The sequence below is a fragment of the Microvirga sp. GN3 genome, assembly GCF_055792825.1.
Genome location: NZ_JBVVAK010000006.1, coordinates 22479 through 40171 on the forward strand (window position 1 = coordinate 22479; position 17693 = coordinate 40171).

A 17693-nucleotide genomic window follows, 5' to 3' on the forward strand; every position below is an offset into this window, starting at 1 on the left:
CTACCGAGCCGCCTCTTCATAAAACTCCGGCTTGAAGCCGACCACGAGGCGACCGCCGAGATCGAGAACGGGACGCTTGATTAGGGAGGGCTGGTCGAGCATCAGTGCGAGCGCTTTCCGTTCATCGATGCCCTCCTTCTCTGCATCCGGCAGCTTGCGGAACGTCGTCCCGGCGCGGTTGAGAAGCGTCTCCCAGCTGACGCTGCGCGCCCAGGTCTCCAGCCGCGCGCGGTCGATGCCTTCCACCTTGTAGTCGTGGAAGGCGTAAGGCACGCCCTTAGCGTCGAGCCAAGCGCGCGCCTTCTTCATCGTGTCGCAGTTCTTGATGCCATAGAGCGTGGCAGCCATCGCCTACTCCCACTCAATCGTCCCAGGCGGCTTCGAGGTGATGTCGTAGGTCACGCGGTTGATGCCCTTGACCTCGTTGATGATGCGGGTCGCGACCCGGCCGAGGAAGGCCATGTCGAACGGGTAGAAATCCGCCGTCATGCCGTCGATGGAGGTGACGGCGCGCAGAGCGCAGACATGGTCGTAGGTGCGCGCGTCGCCCATGACGCCGACGGTCTTCACGGGGAGCAGCACCGCGAAGGCCTGCCAGATCTCGTTGTAGAGGCCGGCATTGCGGATCTCTTCCAAGTAGATCGCATCGGCCTTGCGCAGGATGTCGAGTTTTTCGCGCGTGATCGTGCCGGGGACGCGGATGGCGAGGCCCGGGCCTGGGAACGGATGGCGGCCGACGAAGGCATCGGGCAGGCCGAGCTCGCGGCCGAGCACCCTCACCTCGTCCTTGAACAGCTCGCGTAGCGGCTCCACGAGCTTCATCTTCATGCGCTCGGGCAGACCGCCGACATTGTGGTGGCTCTTGATGGTGACGGAGGGACCACCGGTGAAGGAGACGCTCTCGATCACGTCCGGGTAGAGCGTACCCTGCGCCAGGAAATCGGCTCCGCCGATCTTCTTGGCCTCCTCGTCGAACACGTCGATGAAGAGCTTGCCGATGGTCTTGCGCTTGACCTCCGGGTCCGACACGCCTTCGAGCGCGCCGATGAACAGGTCCTGCGCCTGCACGTGGACGAGCGGGATGTTGTAGTGGTCGCGGAAGAGCGTCACCACCTGCTCGGCTTCCGCCGCGCGCAGCAGGCCGTGATCGACGAAGACGCAGGTGAGCTGGTCGCCGATGGCCTCATGGATCAGCACGGCCGCCACGGCGGAATCGACGCCGCCGGACAGGCCGCAGATCACGCGGCCGGTGCCGACCTGGGCGCGGATGCGCTCGATGGCCTCCTCGCGGAAGGCCTTCATGGTCCAGTCGCCCTTGCAGCCCGCGATGTCGCGCACGAAGTTGCGGATGAGCTGGGCTCCTTGAGGCGTGTGCACAACTTCCGGGTGGAACTGCACGCCGTAGAACTTGTGCTCCTCGTCGGCCACGACCGCGAAGGGGGCGTTCTCGGAAGCGGCCAGAACCTCAAAACCTTCGGGGAGCTTGGTGACGCGGTCGCCATGGCTCATCCAAACCGGGTATTTCTTGCCGACCTGCCACACGCCCTGGAAGAGCGGGCTCTCGGTGAAGACCTCGATCTCGGCGCGGCCGAACTCGGAATGATGCCCGCCCTCGACCTCGCCGCCGAGCTGCGCCGCTATGGTCTGCTGGCCGTAGCAGATACCGAAGATCGGCAGGCCGGTGTCGAACAGCTCCTGCGGTGCGCGGGGAGAAGTGTCAGTGGTGACCGATTCCGGTCCGCCGGAGAGGATCACGCCCTTCGGCTTCATGATCCGGATCGCCTCGGCGGCCTTCTGGAACGGCACCACCTCGGAATAGACGCCATCCTCGCGCACGCGCCGTGCGATGAGCTGGGTCACCTGGGAGCCGAAATCGACGATGAGGATTTTATCGTGGGTCTGGGTCATGGCAGGTTCTTACGGCCTTCCGGGTCGGGACAACAATCGAAATATGAGGCTTTTCATGGGTTTCGCACCAGGATCGCGGCATAAAAGCCGTCGGTCCCGGTCTTATGCGGCGTCAGCTGGAGCCCGTGTAGGGTCGGGCGAACGGAGCCCTTGAGCGCGCCGAGCCCCGCCTGCTCCAGAACCTTGTCGGCCGGCACGGGCGAAAACCCATCGTGGCGCTCCATGAAAGCGGAGAGCGCGTCGTCGTTCTCCTCCGGCAGGATCGAGCAGGTGATATAGACGATGCGCCCTTTGGGCTTCACCAGCCGGGCAGCACGCTCGAGAACCGTCGCCTGCTCGTTGCGCCGAACCTCCAGGCTGCCGGGCCGCAAGCGCCATTTCGCATCCGGGTTGCGCCGCCAGGTGCCGATTCCGGTGCAGGGCGCGTCCACGAGCACGCAGTCGATCTTTCCATCGAGATCCGTGACCGCATCGGCCTTGGCTCGCGGCGTGCGGACCTGGACATTGCGCACCCCTGCCCGAGTCAGCCGGTCATGGATGGGAGCAAGACGGCGGGCATCGTTGTCGGTGGCATAGATCTGGCCGTGGTTCTCCATCATAGCCGCCAGCGCCAGGGTCTTGCCGCCGCCGCCGGCGCAGAGATCGACCACCTGCTCGCCGGGCTTGGCGCCGGAAAGCAGCGCCACGAGCTGCGAGCCCTCATCCTGGATCTCGATCCAGCCCTTCAGGAACTCGGGCTCAGACTGCACAGCTGGACCACGCCCGTCCTCGCTCGGCACGATGCGCAGGCCCAAGGGCGAGAGCGGCGTCTCGATGGCGTTGAGATGCGGCAGGGCATCATGCGCCTCCTCGCGGGAAGAGACTTTCAGGGTGTTCACCCGCAGATCCAGCGGCGCACGGGTGGTGAGCGCCTGCATCTCGGGCACGAGATCCTCACCGAAGAGACGCTTCAACGACGGTTCGATCCAGTCCGGGAAGTCGCCCGCGATATGCGCCGGCGCGCTGCTCAGATCGGCTTTCTCCAGCCTCCCCCGCTCATCGGCGGTCAAGGGCTCCGGGGCGAAGCGCTCGCCCGAGCACAAAGCCGCGATGGCATCGAGATTGAGCCCGCGCTGCAGCTTCAGCATGCCGAGCGCGACGGCGCGGGGTGTACTCTCGCCCATGATCCAGGCAGCGGAGGATTTCCGGCGCAGGGCATCGTAGACGAGGCTCGCGATGGCGGCGCGATCCTTGGAGCCGGCGAAGCGATGGGACAGGCCCCAATCCTTGAGGGCGTCTGTCGCCGGGCGGCGTCGGGCCTCGATATCGGTCAGGACCTCGATGGCGGCGGAGATGCGGGCGGCGGGTGTCATCGAAAAAGCACACTCAAGCTTGGCCGTAGAAACGACATAATGTTTCCTATTTTCCGTCCTGTTCGAAAGTGGATCTAAGGAGTGTGCACATCGCACGATTCTCTTTGGAGCCACTTTCATGTTGACCCGACTGACCCGCGGCCTCGTTGCCGTCGGCCTGACCCTCGCCATCGCCGCCTGCGCAACCGCCCCGGCTGCCGACCTCACCCCACCTCCGATGAAGCAGACCGACGCCAAGACCCAGCTAGAGAGCGGCAAGCGCTTCTAAAGCGATGCGCGGGATGGGTGCAACGCCCATCCCGTCCCTTCTAAACGCCTGTCTCGGCAGCGAGCACCCGAATGCTGAAGATCACCCACATAGCCACTAGGATCAGCACCCCAACCACGAAGGCCTGAAAGCGCAGGGATACCTTGTTCGAGGTCGTGTGGATCGCCGCGTGAATGAGGCGGGTGGCCACGAACATCCAGGACATCACCACGAAGAGCATATCGGCCTTCCGGGTGATCAGCGCCAACACCACCAGCACATAGAACAGAACCGGCAGCTCGAACTGGTTGTGATACGCATTCTGCACCTGCAGGATCGGCGTGGGCCAGTTGCGCTCGCCCAACGCGATGTCCCTCACCTTCACCTTGCCCGTACGCAGGCTCGACAACCGTGAACTGCCCATCCAGAGCAGCAGGAGGACGGTCAGTGCGACCTGGACATAGACCGGGAGAAGGATGGCGGTAATGCTCATAAGCGGGAACTCGACTCAAGCTTAGCTGCGAGTCGGGTAGTTAGGGCTCTCCCGCGTGATCGTCACGTCGTGAACGTGGCTCTCGCGCAGGCCCGCGCTGGTGATGCGGATAAACTGGGCCTTCTCCTGGAATTCCGGCAGGGTCGCGGCGCCCACATAGCCCATGGAGGCACGAAGGCCACCGGTGAGCTGGTGCAGCACAGCGGAAACCGGCCCCTTATAGGCCACCTGACCCTCGATGCCTTCCGGCACGAGCTTCAACGTATCGCGCACCTCCGCCTGGAAGTAGCGGTCCGCCGAGCCGCGCGCCATGGCGCCGACCGAGCCCATACCGCGATAGGATTTATAGGAGCGGCCCTGATAGAGGAAAACCTCGCCGGGGGTCTCATCCGTGCCGGCGAGCAGCGAGCCCACCATGGCGCATGAGGCTCCCGCCGCAAGCGCCTTCGCGAGATCGCCCGAGAACTTGATGCCGCCGTCCGCGATCACCGGAACGTCTGCCTGCGAGGCCGCCTCGACCGCTTCCATGATGGCGGTGAGCTGGGGCACGCCGACACCCGCCACGATGCGGGTGGTGCAGATGGAGCCCGGGCCAATGCCGACCTTGATCGCATCGGCACCGGCATCGATGAGCGCCTGGGCGCCCTCGCGCGTCGCCACGTTGCCGGCGACGACCTGCACGGCGTTCGAGAGCTTCTTTACCCGCGTGACGCTCTCCAGCACCTTCACAGAATGACCGTGGGCGGTATCGACCACGACCACGTCGCAGCCGGCGTCGATGAGGCGCTCGGCGCGCTCGAAGCCCTGCTCGCCCGTCGTGGTGGCGGCGGCGACCAGAAGGCGGCCCTGCACGTCCTTGGCGGCGTTGGGATAGGCGACCTGCTTCTCGATGTCCTTCACCGTAATCAGGCCGATGCAGCGGTAATGGTCATCGACGACCAGGAGCTTCTCGATGCGGAACTGGTGCAGAAGGCGGCGGGCCTCATCCTGGCTCACACCCTCGCGGACCGTGATCAGGCGGTCCTTGGTCATCAGCTCGGAAACCTTCTGGCCGGGATTGTTGGCGAAGCGCACGTCGCGGTTGGTCAGGATGCCGACGAGCTTGCCCTTGGTGTTGTTCGGCCCCCGCTCGACGACCGGAATGCCGGAAATGCCGTGATGCTTCATCATCGAAAGCGCATCGGCCAGGGTCTCATCCGGATGAATGGTGATGGGGTTCATCACCATGCCGGACTCATAGCGCTTCACGAGGCGGACCTGCTCAGCCTGGGCTTCCGGTTCGAGATTGCGGTGAATGACGCCCAAGCCCCCGTTCTGGGCCATGGCGATGGCCATGCGGGCTTCCGTCACCGTATCCATGGCGGAGGCGATGATCGGCATGTTGAGGCGGATGGTCCGGGTCAGCCGGGTCGCCACTTCGACGTCGCTGGGCAGGACTTCGGAGCGGCCGGGGCGGAGGAGCACGTCATCGAAGGTCAGTCCTTCGATGATCTTATCGGCAATTACAGAGGCCATGACCAACTCCTTAATGGGTGCGCGAGTGAGAAAATAACGCTTTGGCGAGTTGGCACGGGTCCGTAGCACGGGCTTGTCGTTTCGCAAAGGGTTGAGGAACGCTTCTCCAGAAGACCTGCCTTGCGCCTTTTTGGTCTTTGCAAGAGGGTTGCAGGGCGTTAAGTCCTGCGAGTCATGCGCCAATCCCGCCTTCTCCCGCTGATCATCGCCACAGCCCTCTTCGTGGAGAACACGGATTCCACGGTGATCTCTACCTCCCTGCCGATGATCGCGCAGAGCCTGGGGACGGATCCCATCGCGCTCAAGCTGGCACTGACCTCTTACCTGGTCAGCCTCGCCATCTTCATCCCGATCTCCGGCTGGATGGCGGACAAGTACGGCGCTCGCACGATCTTCACCGCAGCCATCGGCGTGTTCATGGCGGGCTCGCTTGCCTGCGCGGGCGCCACTTCCCTGGAGTGGTTCGTGATCGCACGCTTCGTCCAGGGCGCCGGCGGGGCCATGATGGTGCCAGTGGGCCGCCTCGTGCTGCTGCGGAGCGTTCCCCGCAGCGAGGTGGTGCAGGCCCTCGCGACCCTGACCATTCCGGCTCTGATCGGCCCCATCGTGGGGCCGCCGCTTGGCGGCTTCATCACCGAGTTCTTTCACTGGCGCTGGATCTTCTTCATCAACATCCCCATCGGTATCCTCGGCATCGTGATGGCGACGATCTTCGTACCGAATATCAGGGAAGAGGATACGCCGCCGCTGGACTTTATCGGCTTCCTGCTCTCTGGCTTCGGCTTTGCGCTGCTCATGCTGGGCTTCGCTTCCGGCGGGCGTCATCTCATCCCGGCGGAGATTTCGACCGGCTGCGTGGTGATCGGCGTGATCTGCCTCGTTCTCTACGTCTTCCACGCGCGGCGCACGCCCTATCCGGTCTTGCATCTCGGCCTTTTGAAGATCCCGACCTTCCGCATCAGCGTGATCGGCGGATCGCTGTTCCGCATCGGCATCGGCGCGATCCCATTCCTGCTTCCGCTGATGCTGCAGGTCGGTTTCGGCTTGAGCCCGCTCGCCTCCGGCTCGCTCACATTCATCGCTGCCGTGGGCGCCTTGTTCATGAAGACCATGGCCAAGCGCATCCTCGAGCGGACTGGCTTCCGCAGGCTTTTGATCATCAATGCCTTCATCGGCGCAAGCTTCGTCGCTGCCAACGGGTTCTTCACGCCCGAGACGCCCCACTGGCTGATCATGATCATTCTGCTGGTCGGCGGCTGCTTCCGCTCGCTCCAGTTCACCAGCCTCAATGCCATCGGCTATGCGGAGATCTCCAACCGGGAGATGAGCTACGCCACGAGCCTGTCGAGCGCCCTGCAGCAGGTCTCACTCAGCACCGGCGTGGCCTTCGGCGCCTTCGTGCTGGAATATGCCGCGAATCTCCATGGCGACGGCACGATCACGGCGGCGAATTTCGGCCCCGCCTTCTGGGCAGTTGCGACGGTGTCCGCCCTGTCCGGTTTCCTCTTCCTGGGGCTGACACCGACGGCGGGCGCCGAGATGTCGGGACACAGGATTGTGAAGGAAAAACCTCCTTCCACGGGCTTAGGGGACGGTATCTCGGGCCGCTAGATGCGCTAATTTTCCCGCGTCAGACCGGGAGGCTTTCATGGATCAACGCATCATCGACCTCTACGACGACTTCACCCATGGCGGCATGAGCCGCCGTTCTTTCATCGACAAGCTCGCCGCCTTGGCCGGCAGCACGGCAGCCGCAACCGCTCTCCTGCCGATCCTGCAGAACAACTACGCCCAGGCGCAGACGATTCCGGAGAATGATCCGCGGATCACAGCCGAGACCGTGGACATTCCCGGTGCCCAAGGACTCAAGGGTTATCTCGTCAAGCCGAAGAATGCTTCCGGCCGACTGCCGACCGTGATCGTCATTCATGAGAACCGGGGCCTCAACCCACATATCAAGGACGTGACCCGGCGCATGGCGGCCGAGGGCTTCATCGCGCTTGGGCTCGATTATATCTCGCCCATGGGCGGCACGCCCGCCGACGAGGACAAGGGCCGCGAGATGATTGGCCAACTGAAGCAGCCAGACGTGATCGCCTACGGCAAGGCGGCGGTCGCCTATCTCAAGGGCCGCCCGGACAGCAACGGCAGGGTCGGCGCCATCGGCTTCTGCTGGGGCGGCGGCGCAGTGAACAACCTCGCGGTCAACGAGCCTAACCTCAATGCGGGGGTGGCCTATTACGGCGGGCAGCCCAAGGCCGAGGACGTGCCGAAGATCAATGCCGCCATGATGATGCATTATGGTGGCCTCGATGAGCGCATCAACGCCGGCATCCCGGCCTATGAAGCGGCGCTGAAGCAGGCCGGCAAGACCTATGAGATCTACGTCTACGAGGGCGCCAACCACGCCTTCAACAACGACACAAACGCAGCGCGCTACGACAAGGACGCGGCGGATGAGGCCTGGAGCCGGACGGTCGGGTTCTTGAAGAAGAACTTGGCTTGAAGGCTGCTGTTACCGCGTCATCCCGGACGAAGCACAGCGAAGATCCGGGATCGTTCTCAAAGTGAAGCGCTGGCAAGCCCTCTCCCGCTTGTAGGAGAGAGTTGGAGAGGGGGTGCTGGCGCAGGACTGGTTTGAGGTTGGCGCTCACACCCCCTGCCTAGCCCTCCCCACAAGGAGGGAGGGGAGAGGCGCGCCACTCTCGTCACGCGATCCCGGATCGGCTTCGCCATCCGGGATGACTGCTTGCTCTAATCCTCGAACGCCTCGACCTGCACGCGCTTGCCGATCATGAAGGCGTCGGCCACGAGGCGGAAGGGGGCAATGTCAACTTCCGACTGGCGAGTATTCAGCAACTCGTCGAAACGGCGATAGATACCCTGATATTCCGCAGGCTCTTCCTGCACGACCTGCCTCCCGCCGATCTCCAGGCAGCTGCCGCCATGGGTGAGTTTGAGGTTCAGGCCCGCTTCGGTTTCCACCTCGATGTCCCAGGTCTGCGGGCCGGTCTGGCGCCAGTCGAACACCGCCTGGAGATCACCTTGGCCGTGGCTCATCGAGAAAGTGAGGTTTGCAGCAATCGGTGCGTCGCGGTTGGCGGGGAATTCCAGACTGGAGGTCTTGATGAAGACCGGCTCGGGCATGATGCGGGTGACAATGGAGAGCGCGTTGATTCCCGGATCGAAGACGCCGAAGCCGCCGGCCTGCCAAATCCACTGCTGGCCCGGATGCCAGTGCCGCACATCCTCCTTCCAGGTCACAAGAAGCCGCTTGATGACCCAACCGGCGAGCGCCTTCTTCGCCTCGTCGACCGCCTTGTTGTACTGGGCGTGCCAGGTGGTGAAGACGACCTTGCTCACCTTCGCGGCGAGTTCCTTGAGGTCCTCTAACTCGCTCAAGGTGGCAGCAGGCGGCTTTTCGAGAAGAACGCTCTTTCCGGCGAGTAGCGCGTCGCGGGCGATCTGGTGGCGGACCTGCGGCGGGGTGCAGATCGACACCGCTTCGATCTCAGGGATCTTCAGCAGTTCCCGGTAATCCTGGAAGCTGTACTTGGCCTCATCCGGCTGCAAACCGCGCTGGCTCGCTACCGCCAGAAGCTCGAAATTCGGATTGGCCTTGATGACGGGCAGATGCTGATCCTGCGCGATCTTGCCGAGGCCGATGATTCCGATCTGGTGCGCTGCCATGGTCGTATCCCTTGCAATATGGCCTCGGGCAAAAGCCGTCAGGCGGAGGGCGTCTCCTCCGTCCGTCCCCGGAAACCGGTCGCGAGCACATAGAGTTCCGCCGAATCGGCACGGCTTGCTGCGGGCTTCACGTGCCGCACCACGGCGAAGTCGCGCTTGAGGTCGGCCAGGAGCTGACTCTCGGTGCCACCCTGGAACACCTTGGCGACGAAGGCGCCGCCGGGCGCGAGGATCTCGCGGGCGAAGTAGATCGCCGCTTCCGCAAGGCCGATGATGCGCAGGTGGTCGGTTTTCTTGTGGCCGGTGGTGTTGGCCGCCATGTCGGACATGACCACATCGGCCGGGCCGCCGAGCATCTCGATCAGCTTGCCGGGCGCACTCTCGTCCAAAAAGTCGAGCTGGATGAACTCGACGCCCGCCATCGGATCGATGGGCAGAAGGTCGATGCCGACGACCTTGCCTTTCGCCCCCACCTTCGTGGCGGCGATCTGGGACCAGCCGCCGGGCGCGGCGCCGAGATCGACGATCTTCTGGCCGGGCTTGAGGATCTTATACTTCTCGTCGATCTCGATCAGCTTGAAGGCCGCGCGCGAGCGGTAGCCTTCGCGCTTGGCGCGGGCGACGTAAGGATCGTTGAGCTGACGTTCGAGCCATTTCTGCGAAGAAAGGGACCGCTTGTGGGCGGTTTTCACGCGCTGCTTGAGATTGCGGGCCCCGGAACCTGTCTTGGCACTCACCGTGGGCTGCCTCCCCGCCAAACGGAATCCTCTCGCATCATCTTCATCAAAATTCCTTCGCGCAGTCCGCGATCCGCGATGCGCAGGCGCTCCGAGGGGAAAGCCCGCCGGATCGCTTCCAAAATGGCGCAGCCCGCGAGAACCAGATCGGCACGATCCTTGCCAATGCAGGGGTTCTCGGCCCGCTGCGAAAAATCCGAATGCAGCAGACGCTGCATCACTGTCGAGATCTCGCCGTTGCGCATCCACATCCCATCGACCCGGCGTCGGTCGTAGCGCGCGAGGCCCAGATGAATACCGCCGACGGTGGTGACGGTTCCCGAGGTTCCGAGCAGATGGAAGTTGTGGGCGCGCCCTGCCGGCGCCGCCACGAGGGCGAAATCGAGCAGTAGCTCGGACACCTCCTCGACCATGCCTTCGAAGGTCTTGGGCGTGACGTCAATGCCGCCATAGCGCTCGGCCAGCGTCACCACGCCGACGGGCAGCGAATCCCAGGCGCGGATGCGCTTGCACGGATCGGCGAAGGCATGCGGCGCCTGGCCGTCGAGCCAGGCAATCTCCGTCGAGCCGCCGCCGATATCGAACACGATGACGGAATGCGCCTTGGGATCGACCAGGGACGCGCAGCCAGTGACCGCAAGATACGCTTCCGTCTTGCGGTCGACGATCTCGAGCTCCAGATCGAGCTCGTCGCGCACGCGATCGATGAAGGACGGGCCGTTCTCGGCCAATCGGCAGGCCTCCGTCGCCACGAGGCGCGCCCGCGTCACATCCTTTGCGACCATCTTTTCACGGCAGACGCGCAGCGCTTCGAGCGTGCGTCCGATGGCATCCTCGCCCAAGCGATTGCCGAGCCCAAGCCCCTCTCCCAGTCGCACAATGCGAGAAAACGCATCGACGACACGAAAGCCGAAATGCGCAGGTTCTGCAATGAGAAGGCGGCAATTGTTCGTACCGAGATCGAGCGCTGCATAGCTTCTGGAAGAGCGTCGTCGGTAATCTGTCCGTGCCGGCGAAGGACGCTCTGCAACCAAGGTCGCCCCGTTTGCGGACCCATTTAACGGATCCGCATGCCGGTCTCCTGGTTCTGCTGTCACGTCCACTTTGACGGTCAAAACGAATCCCCAAGCATCCCCACCGAATGCCTTGCTTGACGAAGAGAGTAACCATCGCCCTGCCGTCCTGCCAAGGGCAGGATCGGCAGATTGTCGCTCATCCTCCCGGGAAGGGTCAGAGCCGAAAGTCCTTGAAGCGCTCGGTCAGCCCGCTCAAAACATTGGCTCCCACATTGGCAATAGCGACGCGCAGATGACCTTCCTGGCCGGGACCGAAATAGCTTCCCGGCAGGCACAGTACGCCCCGCTCCGTCGCCAGCTTCTCCGCCACCTGCTGTGCTTTGGCCTCAGGGAACGGGTGACGCAGATAGGCGAAATAGGCGCCGACCGACTCGATCTTCCATTCCGGCAGAGGCGCGAGAGCGTCCTGAAAAACCTGTGCACGCCGGTTGATTTCCGCCCGGTTGTCCTCGCGCCAATCGCGCAGGGCGTCGATGGCCCATGGCAACGCTCCCTGGGCCGTACGCGGAGCGCAGATCTGGATGCAGTCGAGAATCTTGGCCACCTGGTCGATGAGCCCGACATCGGCCGTGATGGCTCCGGTGCGATGTCCGGGGATCGCGTATGATTTCGAGAAGGAATAGAGCTGGATCACCGTGTCGCGCCATGCTTCGCCAATGAACAGCCCGTGGGCGCGGTTCATCCCCTGCGGCAGGAAGTCCCGGTAAGTCTCGTCAATCACGAGATAAATGCCACGTTTGCGACAGAGCTGTGCAAAGCTCTCGATCATATGAGCCGGGTAAACGGCGCCGGTCGGGTTGTTGGGCGTAACCAGGACGACGGCCCGCACCTTGTCGTCGATCAGCGCCTCCGCATCCTCCACCCGCGGCACGAATCCGTTCTCCGGCCGGCAGGGTAATGGACGCGGCTCGATGCCGAGCATGTCGAGGGTCATTTGGTGGTTGAAGTACCAGGGCGTCGGCAGCAGCACCGCTTCGCCGCGATGGGCGAGCAGCATCATGGCGGCGAAGAAGGCCATGTTGCAGCCAGCGGTGATCGCGGTGTCCTCCGGCGCGATCCGGCCCTCATAGAGGCAGGAGAGATCGACAGCGTAGGCCTGCCGGAGATCGGCATCGCCGTTGATCGGGCCGTATTGCGAGCCGGACGCGACGCCCGCAACACTCGCCATCCGCTCCAGCAGTTCGGCATGAGGCGCATTGCCGGGAACGGCCTGGGAGAGGTTGATCAGCGGCCCGAAGGAGCCGTCATAGCGCCTCGTCCAGCTTTGCGCCTCGGGGATCGGAGGGCTGCCGACATCCGCGACGAGTGGATTGATGGGATTCGCAAGACCGCGCGCCATGAAACCGTTGGACTCCAAAAAATTTAAGGGCAGGACGTCCGGTGAGCCTCCACCGAAACCTCCTGCCCTTCAAGATCTGATTGGCTCCGCCTGCCGTTATAACAAGCGAGAGAAGAACCCTTAGTCCTTCGCCCGTTCCACGTAAGAGCCGTCTTCCGTCATGATCACGACACGGGTGCCGGCCTGGATGTGGGGCGGCACCAGGGTGCGCACGCCGTTCGACAGCATGGCGGGCTTGTAGGACGAGGAGGCCGTCTGGCCCTTCACGACCGGCTCGGTCTCGGTGATCTCGAGCGTCACACGGGCCGGCAGCTCGATGGCGATCGGAACGCCGTTATGGGTCGAGAGCATCACGGCCATGCTTTCCTGGAGATAGGCTTTCTGGTCGCCGATGATGTCCTCCGGAACCACGACCTGATCGTAGGTTTCCGGGTTCATGAAGTGGAAACCCTCGCCGTCCTCGTAGAGGAAGGTGTGCTCGCGGTCTTCCACGAAGGCGCGCTCGACCTGCTCGGTGGTGCGGTAGCGCTCGGAGACCTTCACGCCGTCGGAGATGCGGCGCATGTCAAGCTGGGTAACCGGGGTGCCCTTGCCGGGGTGGATGTTCTGGGCGGTGAGAACCACATAGAGCCTGCCGTCGATATCGACGACATTGCCTTTGCGGAGCGTAGAGGCGATGACCTTCACGGGACGCTTTCCTTGTGACAGATAGGGGCGCGTCGTGAGGGTCGGGGCGTCCGCCCCCAGTGGCGCCGAAAACGGTTTCGGAGCCGCAAGTAGCCTATCTTCGCGCAAATCGCCAGTCCGACCTTAACGAGCGACCCTTGGAATGGAACAACCTGTGCCCGCACCCTCTCCCTGGTGGACACCCCATGTCCATGCGGATCGCCGCCCCTTTCTGATGGGCCGCAACCGCATCCAGGCTGCCCTGCGAAGCTTCTTTGCAGGCCGGGACTTCGTGGAGGTGGATACGGCCACGCTCCAGACCTCGCCGGGCAACGAGGCGCATCTCCATGCCTTCGCGACGGAAGCCATCGGACATGACGGATCGCGGGTGCCTCTCTATCTCCACACCTCGCCCGAATTCGCCTGTAAGAAGCTGTTGGCCGCCGGCGAAACCCGGATCGCCTGCTTCGCCCATGTCTACCGCAACCGGGAGCGCGGGCCGCTGCACCACCCGGAATTCACCATGCTCGAATGGTACCGGGCTGGCGAAGGCTACGAAGTGCTCATGCGGGATTGCGGCGAGATCCTTGGCCTCGCAGCCGAGACGGCAGGCACCCGCACCCTCGCCTTCCGCGGCCGTGAGACAGATCCTTTCCGGGAGCCCGAGCGCCTGAGCGTGGCCGAGGCCTTCGCACGTTTCGCCGGTATCGACCTTCTCGCCTCCATCGACCGAAACGGCGCGACGGACCGGGATCATCTTGCCGCCAGTCTGAAGGCAGCGGGCCTGCGGGTGGCCGAGGACGATACCTGGGCGGACCTGTTCAGCCGCGTCATCGTGGAGCGGGTAGAACCCAATCTCGGCCTCGGGCGCGCCACGATCCTGGACGAGTACCCGGTCGCGGAAGCGGCCCTCGCCCGCCCGACTGCCCGCGATCCGCGCGTGGCGGAACGGTTCGAGCTTTATGCCTGCGGCGTGGAACTCGCCAATGCCTTCGGCGAGTTGACCGATGCGGCCGAGCAGCACCGCCGCTTCGAGGCCGAGATGGCGGAGAAGATGCGAGTTTATGGAGACAGCTATCCGGTGGACGAGGACTTTTTGGCAGCTCTGGCGCAAATGCCCGAGGCGAGCGGCATCGCGCTCGGCTTCGACCGGCTCGTGATGCTCGCCACCGGCGCCTCGCGAATCGATCAGGTGATCTGGGCGCCCGTTCCGGAGACGAGCCGGTGAACGCGATCCGCCCCATCCGTACGCCTGTGGAACTGGCCGAGGCCGGTCTCGTGGCACCCGAAGAACTTACCGGGATCGAGGCGGTGGCCGAGCGCTACGCCATCGCGATCAGCCCTGCCATGGCAGCCCTCATCGACCGGAACGATCCGAACGACCCCATCGCGCGCCAGTTCGTGCCAGATGCGGCCGAGCTGACGACAAAACCTGAGGAGCGCGCCGATCCCATCGGCGATCTTGCGCACAGTCCGGTCGACGGCATCGTCCACCGCTATCCCGACCGGGTCCTGCTCAAGGCCGTGCATGTCTGCCCGGTCTATTGTCGCTTCTGCTTCCGCCGCGAGATGGTGGGGCCGCAGGGGCTCGGCACGCTTTCTCCCGAAGCCATGGACAAGGCCTTTGCCTATATCGCCGATCACCCGGAAATCTGGGAGGTCATTCTCACCGGCGGCGACCCGCTGGTGCTCTCAGCCCGCCGGCTCACCGAGATCCTGCAGCGGTTAGCCGCCATCGATCACGTCAAGATCGTCCGCTTTCACACCCGTGTGCCCGTGGTCGAGCCGGAACGGATTGACGAGGCCTTGATCGCGGCGCTCAAGGCGAGCGGCAAGACGGCCTATGTGGCACTCCATGCCAACCACCCGCGTGAGCTGACGCCGGATGCGCGAGCCGCCTGCGCGCGGCTCGTCGATTCAGGCATCGTCATGATCAGCCAATCCGTGCTGCTTAAAGGGGTCAACGACGATCCCGATACGCTCGCGGGCCTCATGCGCGCCTTCGTGGAGACAAGGGTGAAGCCCTACTACCTCCACCATCCGGACCTTGCGCCTGGCACGAGCCATTTCCGCCTCTCCATCGAGGAAGGCCGTGCCTTGGTCGCCGGCCTGCGCGGGCGGATCTCAGGACTCTGTCAACCGACCTATATCCTCGACATTCCCGGTGGGCACGGGAAAGCCGTCATCGGTCCTGACGCCCTTCGCGAGGCGGGCGGCTGCTACACGGTCTCCGACTTCAGGGGCGGCGAGCACGCCTATCCTCCCTCGGAGTGAGGAGCCTGCGCCAGTTTCGCCACTTGGTTGGCCTCGAATTGCGATAGGATCGCTTTCCGATGCTCTAGTTGGAGCCTGACAATGGCGAAGGATGCTGCTGAACCTGTCGAACGCGGCGAGTTGCAACACGTCGACTCCACCTTCCGCAACGGCTCCATCATCGCCATCGGCGTCGTCGTCGGCTTCTCCCTCGGATTCCTGAGCCGCTGGTCGGCACTCCCGGGAGAATGGATGAACTCGGATCTCGTCTCCGTGGCCGTGATCACCCTGGGTGTTGTCCTGCAGTTGAAGGCATTGGCGGATCTTCTGCTGGTCTCCTCTCTCCAGCTCAAACGGTACAATCGCTCGATCCACTTCTTCCTCACTGGCCTGGTCCTCGTTGGCCTCGGTGTGGTGTTTGCCGTCTTCGCCGATCTTTTCGGCTTCGGCGGCATCGTCCTTAAGGGATGAGGCGCTTAGAGCTGTTTCCACTTGCGTGGAATCATCTCTCTTTTTGGTTTGACGTATTTTTTTGACGGCGAACCGGGTCCACTTCGCCAAAAAATGCTTTAGTCGAACCCCGGCTTGCCGCTGCGTCCCTTCTTGATCTCGGACCGGCGGCCCTTGGCCTCGAGCCTGCGCTTCTTCGAGGCGAGCGTCGGTCGCGTGGGCCGGCGCGTTTTCGGACGCTCGGTCGCCTGCCGGATCAGTTCGACGAGGCGCGCCACCGCGTCCTCGCGATTGCGTTCCTGGGTGCGGAAGCGCTGGGCCGTGATGATCAGAACGCCTTCGTTGGTCATGCGCTTGCCGGCGAGCCTTTCGAGCTTTTCCTTCACGTAATCCGGCAACGACGGCGAATTGCGCACGTCGAAGCGCAGCTGCACGGCCGTCTCGACCTTGTTGACGTTCTGGCCGCCCGGACCGGAGGCGCGGATGAAGCTTTCCTGAAGCTCGGACTCGTCGAGCGCGATGGAATTCGTCACCTGGATCATCAAGGCCTCGGACCGGACGCGGAGAAAGACAAGTGGTGCATAAGGACCGAATTCCAATGCAAGCTTATCCGGCGCTTGTCGATGGCTGCAATACGCCTTAAGCGCCTCATGCACCCCGCTTTTTCTGGATCTCATGGTCCGCCCGCCCCGATTCTCCATGTCCGCCATCCTCGCCAGCCTGATCCCAACCTTCCTGATCATAGCCACCGGCTGGCTGTGCCGGGCGACGAATTTCGTGAGCGAGCAGCAATGGGCGGGGCTTGAACGCATCACCTACGTGATCTTTTTCCCGGCGCTCATCATCGACACCTTGTCGCGCGCCGACCTTTCCTCCGTGCCGGTCCTCGGCGTCGGCGGCGCGTTGATCGGCGCGATTCTCACAATGGCGGTCGTCGTGCTGGCGCTGAGGCCCGTGCTGGAGCGCCGCTTCGGCATCGACGGCCCGAGCTTCACGTCAATCTTTCAAGGAGCGACGCGCTGGAACACCTTCGTCGGGTTAGCGGTCGCGGGAGGCTTGTTCGGACAGCGCGGGATCGCCCTGATTGCGGTCGCCATCGCGGCCATGGTGCCGCTCCTCAACCTGCTCGCCTTCTATGTCTTCATCCGCTTCGCTGGCCAGCCCCGGCGCAGCCCCTGGGACATCCTGCGCTCGTTCCTGACCAATCCGTTCATCTGGTCCTGCGCCGTGGGTCTCACGCTCAATCTCTTGGCCCCTCCGCTGCCCAAGCCGCTCGCTGGATACATCGAGGTGATGGGCCGGGCGGCGCTCGCGGCAGGCCTACTGATCGTCGGCGCGGGACTCGATATCCGTCGGCTCGCCAGCCCCGGCCTGCCACATGTCCTGGCCGCAAGCTTCAAGCTCATTCTGATGCCGGTCATCGCCGTGACCTATGCCCGCTTCATCGGTGTCAGCGGCGACGGCATGACAGTGACGATCATCGCAGCCTCCGTGCCTTCGGCCAGTGCCGCTTACGTGCTCGCCCGCCAGATGGGCGGCAATGCGGGTCTCATGGCCGAGATCCTGACCCTGCAGACATTACTTGCTCTGGTCTCGATGCCACTATTGATCTCCCTATTGAGATGATTTTGCAACTATAAGTAAAGCATAAATCAACTTGCGTTATCATTGGTTGTGTTGCTATCTAGGCGAATTGAAACAAAGAGACAGCGGCAGCCTCGATGTCCAAAGCCCCGCGCCATTTCCTAAAAGCCCCATCATCTCAAGAGCAGCAGATGACGGAACGAAAGGCTGCCCCGCACGAGGCCGGAATGTCGGCGAAGGAAACGGCCCAATACATCTCTGAATTTTCGGCGGAACTGTCCTACCTCGCCCGTGAGGTAAAGCTCGATCTTTTGGCCTATCTTCTCGACATGGCCCGGCTGGAGGCCATCAGGACTCTGCAAATGGCCAATAAGGACCGGTAA

General features: G+C 63.5%; 19 protein-coding genes. 8 read left to right on the top strand and 11 right to left on the bottom strand.

The features are described 5' to 3' along the window. From ACS5Q1_RS04885 to ACS5Q1_RS04895, 3 genes are read right to left on the bottom strand one after another with little or no spacing between them, the layout of a single operon-like run. Window positions 1-348, bottom strand: coding sequence for an ArsC family reductase (locus ACS5Q1_RS04885; protein WP_473097139.1), 348 nt, complete (start codon window positions 346-348; stop codon window positions 1-3). A gap of 3 nt (window positions 349-351) precedes the next feature. Continuing rightward, a complete protein-coding gene (guaA, locus tag ACS5Q1_RS04890) occupies window positions 352-1908 on the bottom strand; it encodes a glutamine-hydrolyzing GMP synthase (RefSeq protein ID WP_473097140.1) in 1557 nt (518 codons plus the stop codon). Between the two features lie 53 nt (window positions 1909-1961). Further along, complete coding sequence (locus ACS5Q1_RS04895; protein WP_473097141.1) at window positions 1962-3260, bottom strand: RsmB/NOP family class I SAM-dependent RNA methyltransferase; 1299 nt, start codon at window positions 3258-3260, stop codon at window positions 1962-1964. A gap of 118 nt (window positions 3261-3378) precedes the next feature. Here ACS5Q1_RS04895 and ACS5Q1_RS04900 point away from each other — a divergent pair, with 118 nt between their 5' ends. Next, complete coding sequence (locus ACS5Q1_RS04900; protein ID WP_473097142.1) at window positions 3379-3528, top strand: hypothetical protein; 150 nt, start codon at window positions 3379-3381, stop codon at window positions 3526-3528. Between the two features lie 40 nt (window positions 3529-3568). Here ACS5Q1_RS04900 and ACS5Q1_RS04905 read toward each other — a convergent pair whose 3' ends face one another. Both ACS5Q1_RS04905 and guaB read right to left on the bottom strand, forming a co-directional pair. Then, window positions 3569-4000, bottom strand: coding sequence for an MAPEG family protein (locus tag ACS5Q1_RS04905; RefSeq protein ID WP_473097143.1), 432 nt, complete (start codon window positions 3998-4000; stop codon window positions 3569-3571). Between the two features lie 21 nt (window positions 4001-4021). After that, entirely contained in the window at window positions 4022-5515 is a 1494-nt protein-coding gene (gene guaB / locus ACS5Q1_RS04910; RefSeq protein ID WP_473097144.1) for an IMP dehydrogenase, read from the bottom strand. A 174-nt stretch (window positions 5516-5689) separates the two neighbouring features. On the opposite strand from guaB, the gene ACS5Q1_RS04915 reads away from it, so the two are divergent. Then, window positions 5690-7126 (top strand): DHA2 family efflux MFS transporter permease subunit, encoded by a 1437-nt coding sequence (locus ACS5Q1_RS04915; RefSeq protein ID WP_473097145.1) that lies wholly within the window; start codon window positions 5690-5692, stop codon window positions 7124-7126. Between the two features lie 37 nt (window positions 7127-7163). Continuing rightward, window positions 7164-8021 (top strand): dienelactone hydrolase family protein, encoded by an 858-nt coding sequence (locus ACS5Q1_RS04920; protein WP_473097146.1) that lies wholly within the window; start codon window positions 7164-7166, stop codon window positions 8019-8021. Window positions 8022-8269: 248 nt separating this feature from the next. Here ACS5Q1_RS04920 and ACS5Q1_RS04925 read toward each other — a convergent pair whose 3' ends face one another. From ACS5Q1_RS04925 to efp, 5 genes are all read right to left on the bottom strand, one after another. Beyond that, window positions 8270-9205 carry a Gfo/Idh/MocA family protein gene (locus tag ACS5Q1_RS04925; protein ID WP_473097147.1) on the bottom strand — a complete coding sequence of 312 codons (936 nt, stop codon included), beginning with the start codon at window positions 9203-9205 and terminating at the stop codon, window positions 8270-8272. A gap of 38 nt (window positions 9206-9243) precedes the next feature. Continuing rightward, on the bottom strand, window positions 9244-9942 hold the full coding sequence (locus ACS5Q1_RS04930) for an RlmE family RNA methyltransferase (protein WP_473097148.1): 699 nt from the start codon (window positions 9940-9942) through the stop codon (window positions 9244-9246). Next, entirely contained in the window at window positions 9939-10976 is a 1038-nt protein-coding gene (locus ACS5Q1_RS04935; protein WP_473097149.1) for a Ppx/GppA phosphatase family protein, read from the bottom strand. The genes ACS5Q1_RS04930 and ACS5Q1_RS04935 overlap by 4 nt, the downstream gene beginning before the upstream one ends. Before the next feature lie 196 nt (window positions 10977-11172). Next, window positions 11173-12357 (bottom strand): aminotransferase, encoded by a 1185-nt coding sequence (locus ACS5Q1_RS04940; RefSeq protein WP_473097150.1) that lies wholly within the window; start codon window positions 12355-12357, stop codon window positions 11173-11175. A 120-nt stretch (window positions 12358-12477) separates the two neighbouring features. Continuing rightward, window positions 12478-13044, bottom strand: coding sequence for an elongation factor P (gene efp, locus ACS5Q1_RS04945; RefSeq protein ID WP_473097151.1), 567 nt, complete (start codon window positions 13042-13044; stop codon window positions 12478-12480). Between the two features lie 154 nt (window positions 13045-13198). Here efp and epmA point away from each other — a divergent pair, with 154 nt between their 5' ends. The 3 genes from epmA (at window position 13199) to ACS5Q1_RS04960 (ending at window position 15747) form a co-directional block, all read left to right on the top strand. Continuing rightward, window positions 13199-14251: an EF-P lysine aminoacylase EpmA gene (epmA, locus tag ACS5Q1_RS04950; RefSeq protein ID WP_473097152.1), complete on the top strand. Its 1053-nt coding sequence runs from the start codon at window positions 13199-13201 to the stop codon at window positions 14249-14251. After that, window positions 14248-15297 carry a lysine-2,3-aminomutase-like protein gene (locus ACS5Q1_RS04955; RefSeq protein WP_473097153.1) on the top strand — a complete coding sequence of 350 codons (1050 nt, stop codon included), beginning with the start codon at window positions 14248-14250 and terminating at the stop codon, window positions 15295-15297. Before epmA ends, ACS5Q1_RS04955 begins: the two co-directional genes overlap by 4 nt. 81 nt (window positions 15298-15378) lie before the next feature. Beyond that, entirely contained in the window at window positions 15379-15747 is a 369-nt protein-coding gene (locus ACS5Q1_RS04960; RefSeq protein ID WP_203439286.1) for a hypothetical protein, read from the top strand. Between the two features lie 98 nt (window positions 15748-15845). Here the strand turns inward: ACS5Q1_RS04960 and arfB are convergent, their stop codons facing one another. Then, window positions 15846-16268, bottom strand: a complete 423-nt coding sequence (gene arfB, locus ACS5Q1_RS04965; protein WP_203439285.1) for an alternative ribosome rescue aminoacyl-tRNA hydrolase ArfB — start codon at window positions 16266-16268, stop codon at window positions 15846-15848. A 133-nt stretch (window positions 16269-16401) separates the two neighbouring features. Here arfB and ACS5Q1_RS04970 point away from each other — a divergent pair, with 133 nt between their 5' ends. Together ACS5Q1_RS04970 and ACS5Q1_RS04975 are read left to right on the top strand one after the other, a co-directional pair. After that, window positions 16402-17352 carry an AEC family transporter gene (locus ACS5Q1_RS04970; RefSeq protein WP_473097154.1) on the top strand — a complete coding sequence of 317 codons (951 nt, stop codon included), beginning with the start codon at window positions 16402-16404 and terminating at the stop codon, window positions 17350-17352. 149 nt (window positions 17353-17501) lie between these two features. Next, window positions 17502-17693: a hypothetical protein gene (locus tag ACS5Q1_RS04975; RefSeq protein WP_473097155.1), complete on the top strand. Its 192-nt coding sequence runs from the start codon at window positions 17502-17504 to the stop codon at window positions 17691-17693.

Bases quoted from the DNA above. Each gene is read 5' to 3' on its own strand.
- ACS5Q1_RS04885 (WP_473097139.1), bottom strand. From the start codon at position 348: ATGGCTGCCACGCTCTATGGCATCAAGAACTGCGACACGATGAAGAAG.
- guaA (WP_473097140.1), bottom strand. From the start codon at position 1,908: ATGACCCAGACCCACGATAAAATCCTCATCGTCGATTTCGGCTCCCAG.
- ACS5Q1_RS04895 (WP_473097141.1), bottom strand. From the start codon at position 3,260: ATGACACCCGCCGCCCGCATCTCCGCCGCCATCGAGGTCCTGACCGAT.
- ACS5Q1_RS04900 (WP_473097142.1), top strand. From the start codon at position 3,379: ATGTTGACCCGACTGACCCGCGGCCTCGTTGCCGTCGGCCTGACCCTC.
- ACS5Q1_RS04905 (WP_473097143.1), bottom strand. From the start codon at position 4,000: ATGAGCATTACCGCCATCCTTCTCCCGGTCTATGTCCAGGTCGCACTG.
- guaB (WP_473097144.1), bottom strand. From the start codon at position 5,515: ATGGCCTCTGTAATTGCCGATAAGATCATCGAAGGACTGACCTTCGAT.
- ACS5Q1_RS04915 (WP_473097145.1), top strand. From the start codon at position 5,690: ATGCGCCAATCCCGCCTTCTCCCGCTGATCATCGCCACAGCCCTCTTC.
- ACS5Q1_RS04920 (WP_473097146.1), top strand. From the start codon at position 7,164: ATGGATCAACGCATCATCGACCTCTACGACGACTTCACCCATGGCGGC.
- ACS5Q1_RS04925 (WP_473097147.1), bottom strand. From the start codon at position 9,205: ATGGCAGCGCACCAGATCGGAATCATCGGCCTCGGCAAGATCGCGCAG.
- ACS5Q1_RS04940 (WP_473097150.1), bottom strand. From the start codon at position 12,357: ATGGCGCGCGGTCTTGCGAATCCCATCAATCCACTCGTCGCGGATGTC.
- ACS5Q1_RS04960 (WP_203439286.1), top strand. From the start codon at position 15,379: ATGGCGAAGGATGCTGCTGAACCTGTCGAACGCGGCGAGTTGCAACAC.
- arfB (WP_203439285.1), bottom strand. From the start codon at position 16,268: ATGATCCAGGTGACGAATTCCATCGCGCTCGACGAGTCCGAGCTTCAG.
- ACS5Q1_RS04970 (WP_473097154.1), top strand. From the start codon at position 16,402: ATGGTCCGCCCGCCCCGATTCTCCATGTCCGCCATCCTCGCCAGCCTG.
- ACS5Q1_RS04975 (WP_473097155.1), top strand. From the start codon at position 17,502: ATGACGGAACGAAAGGCTGCCCCGCACGAGGCCGGAATGTCGGCGAAG.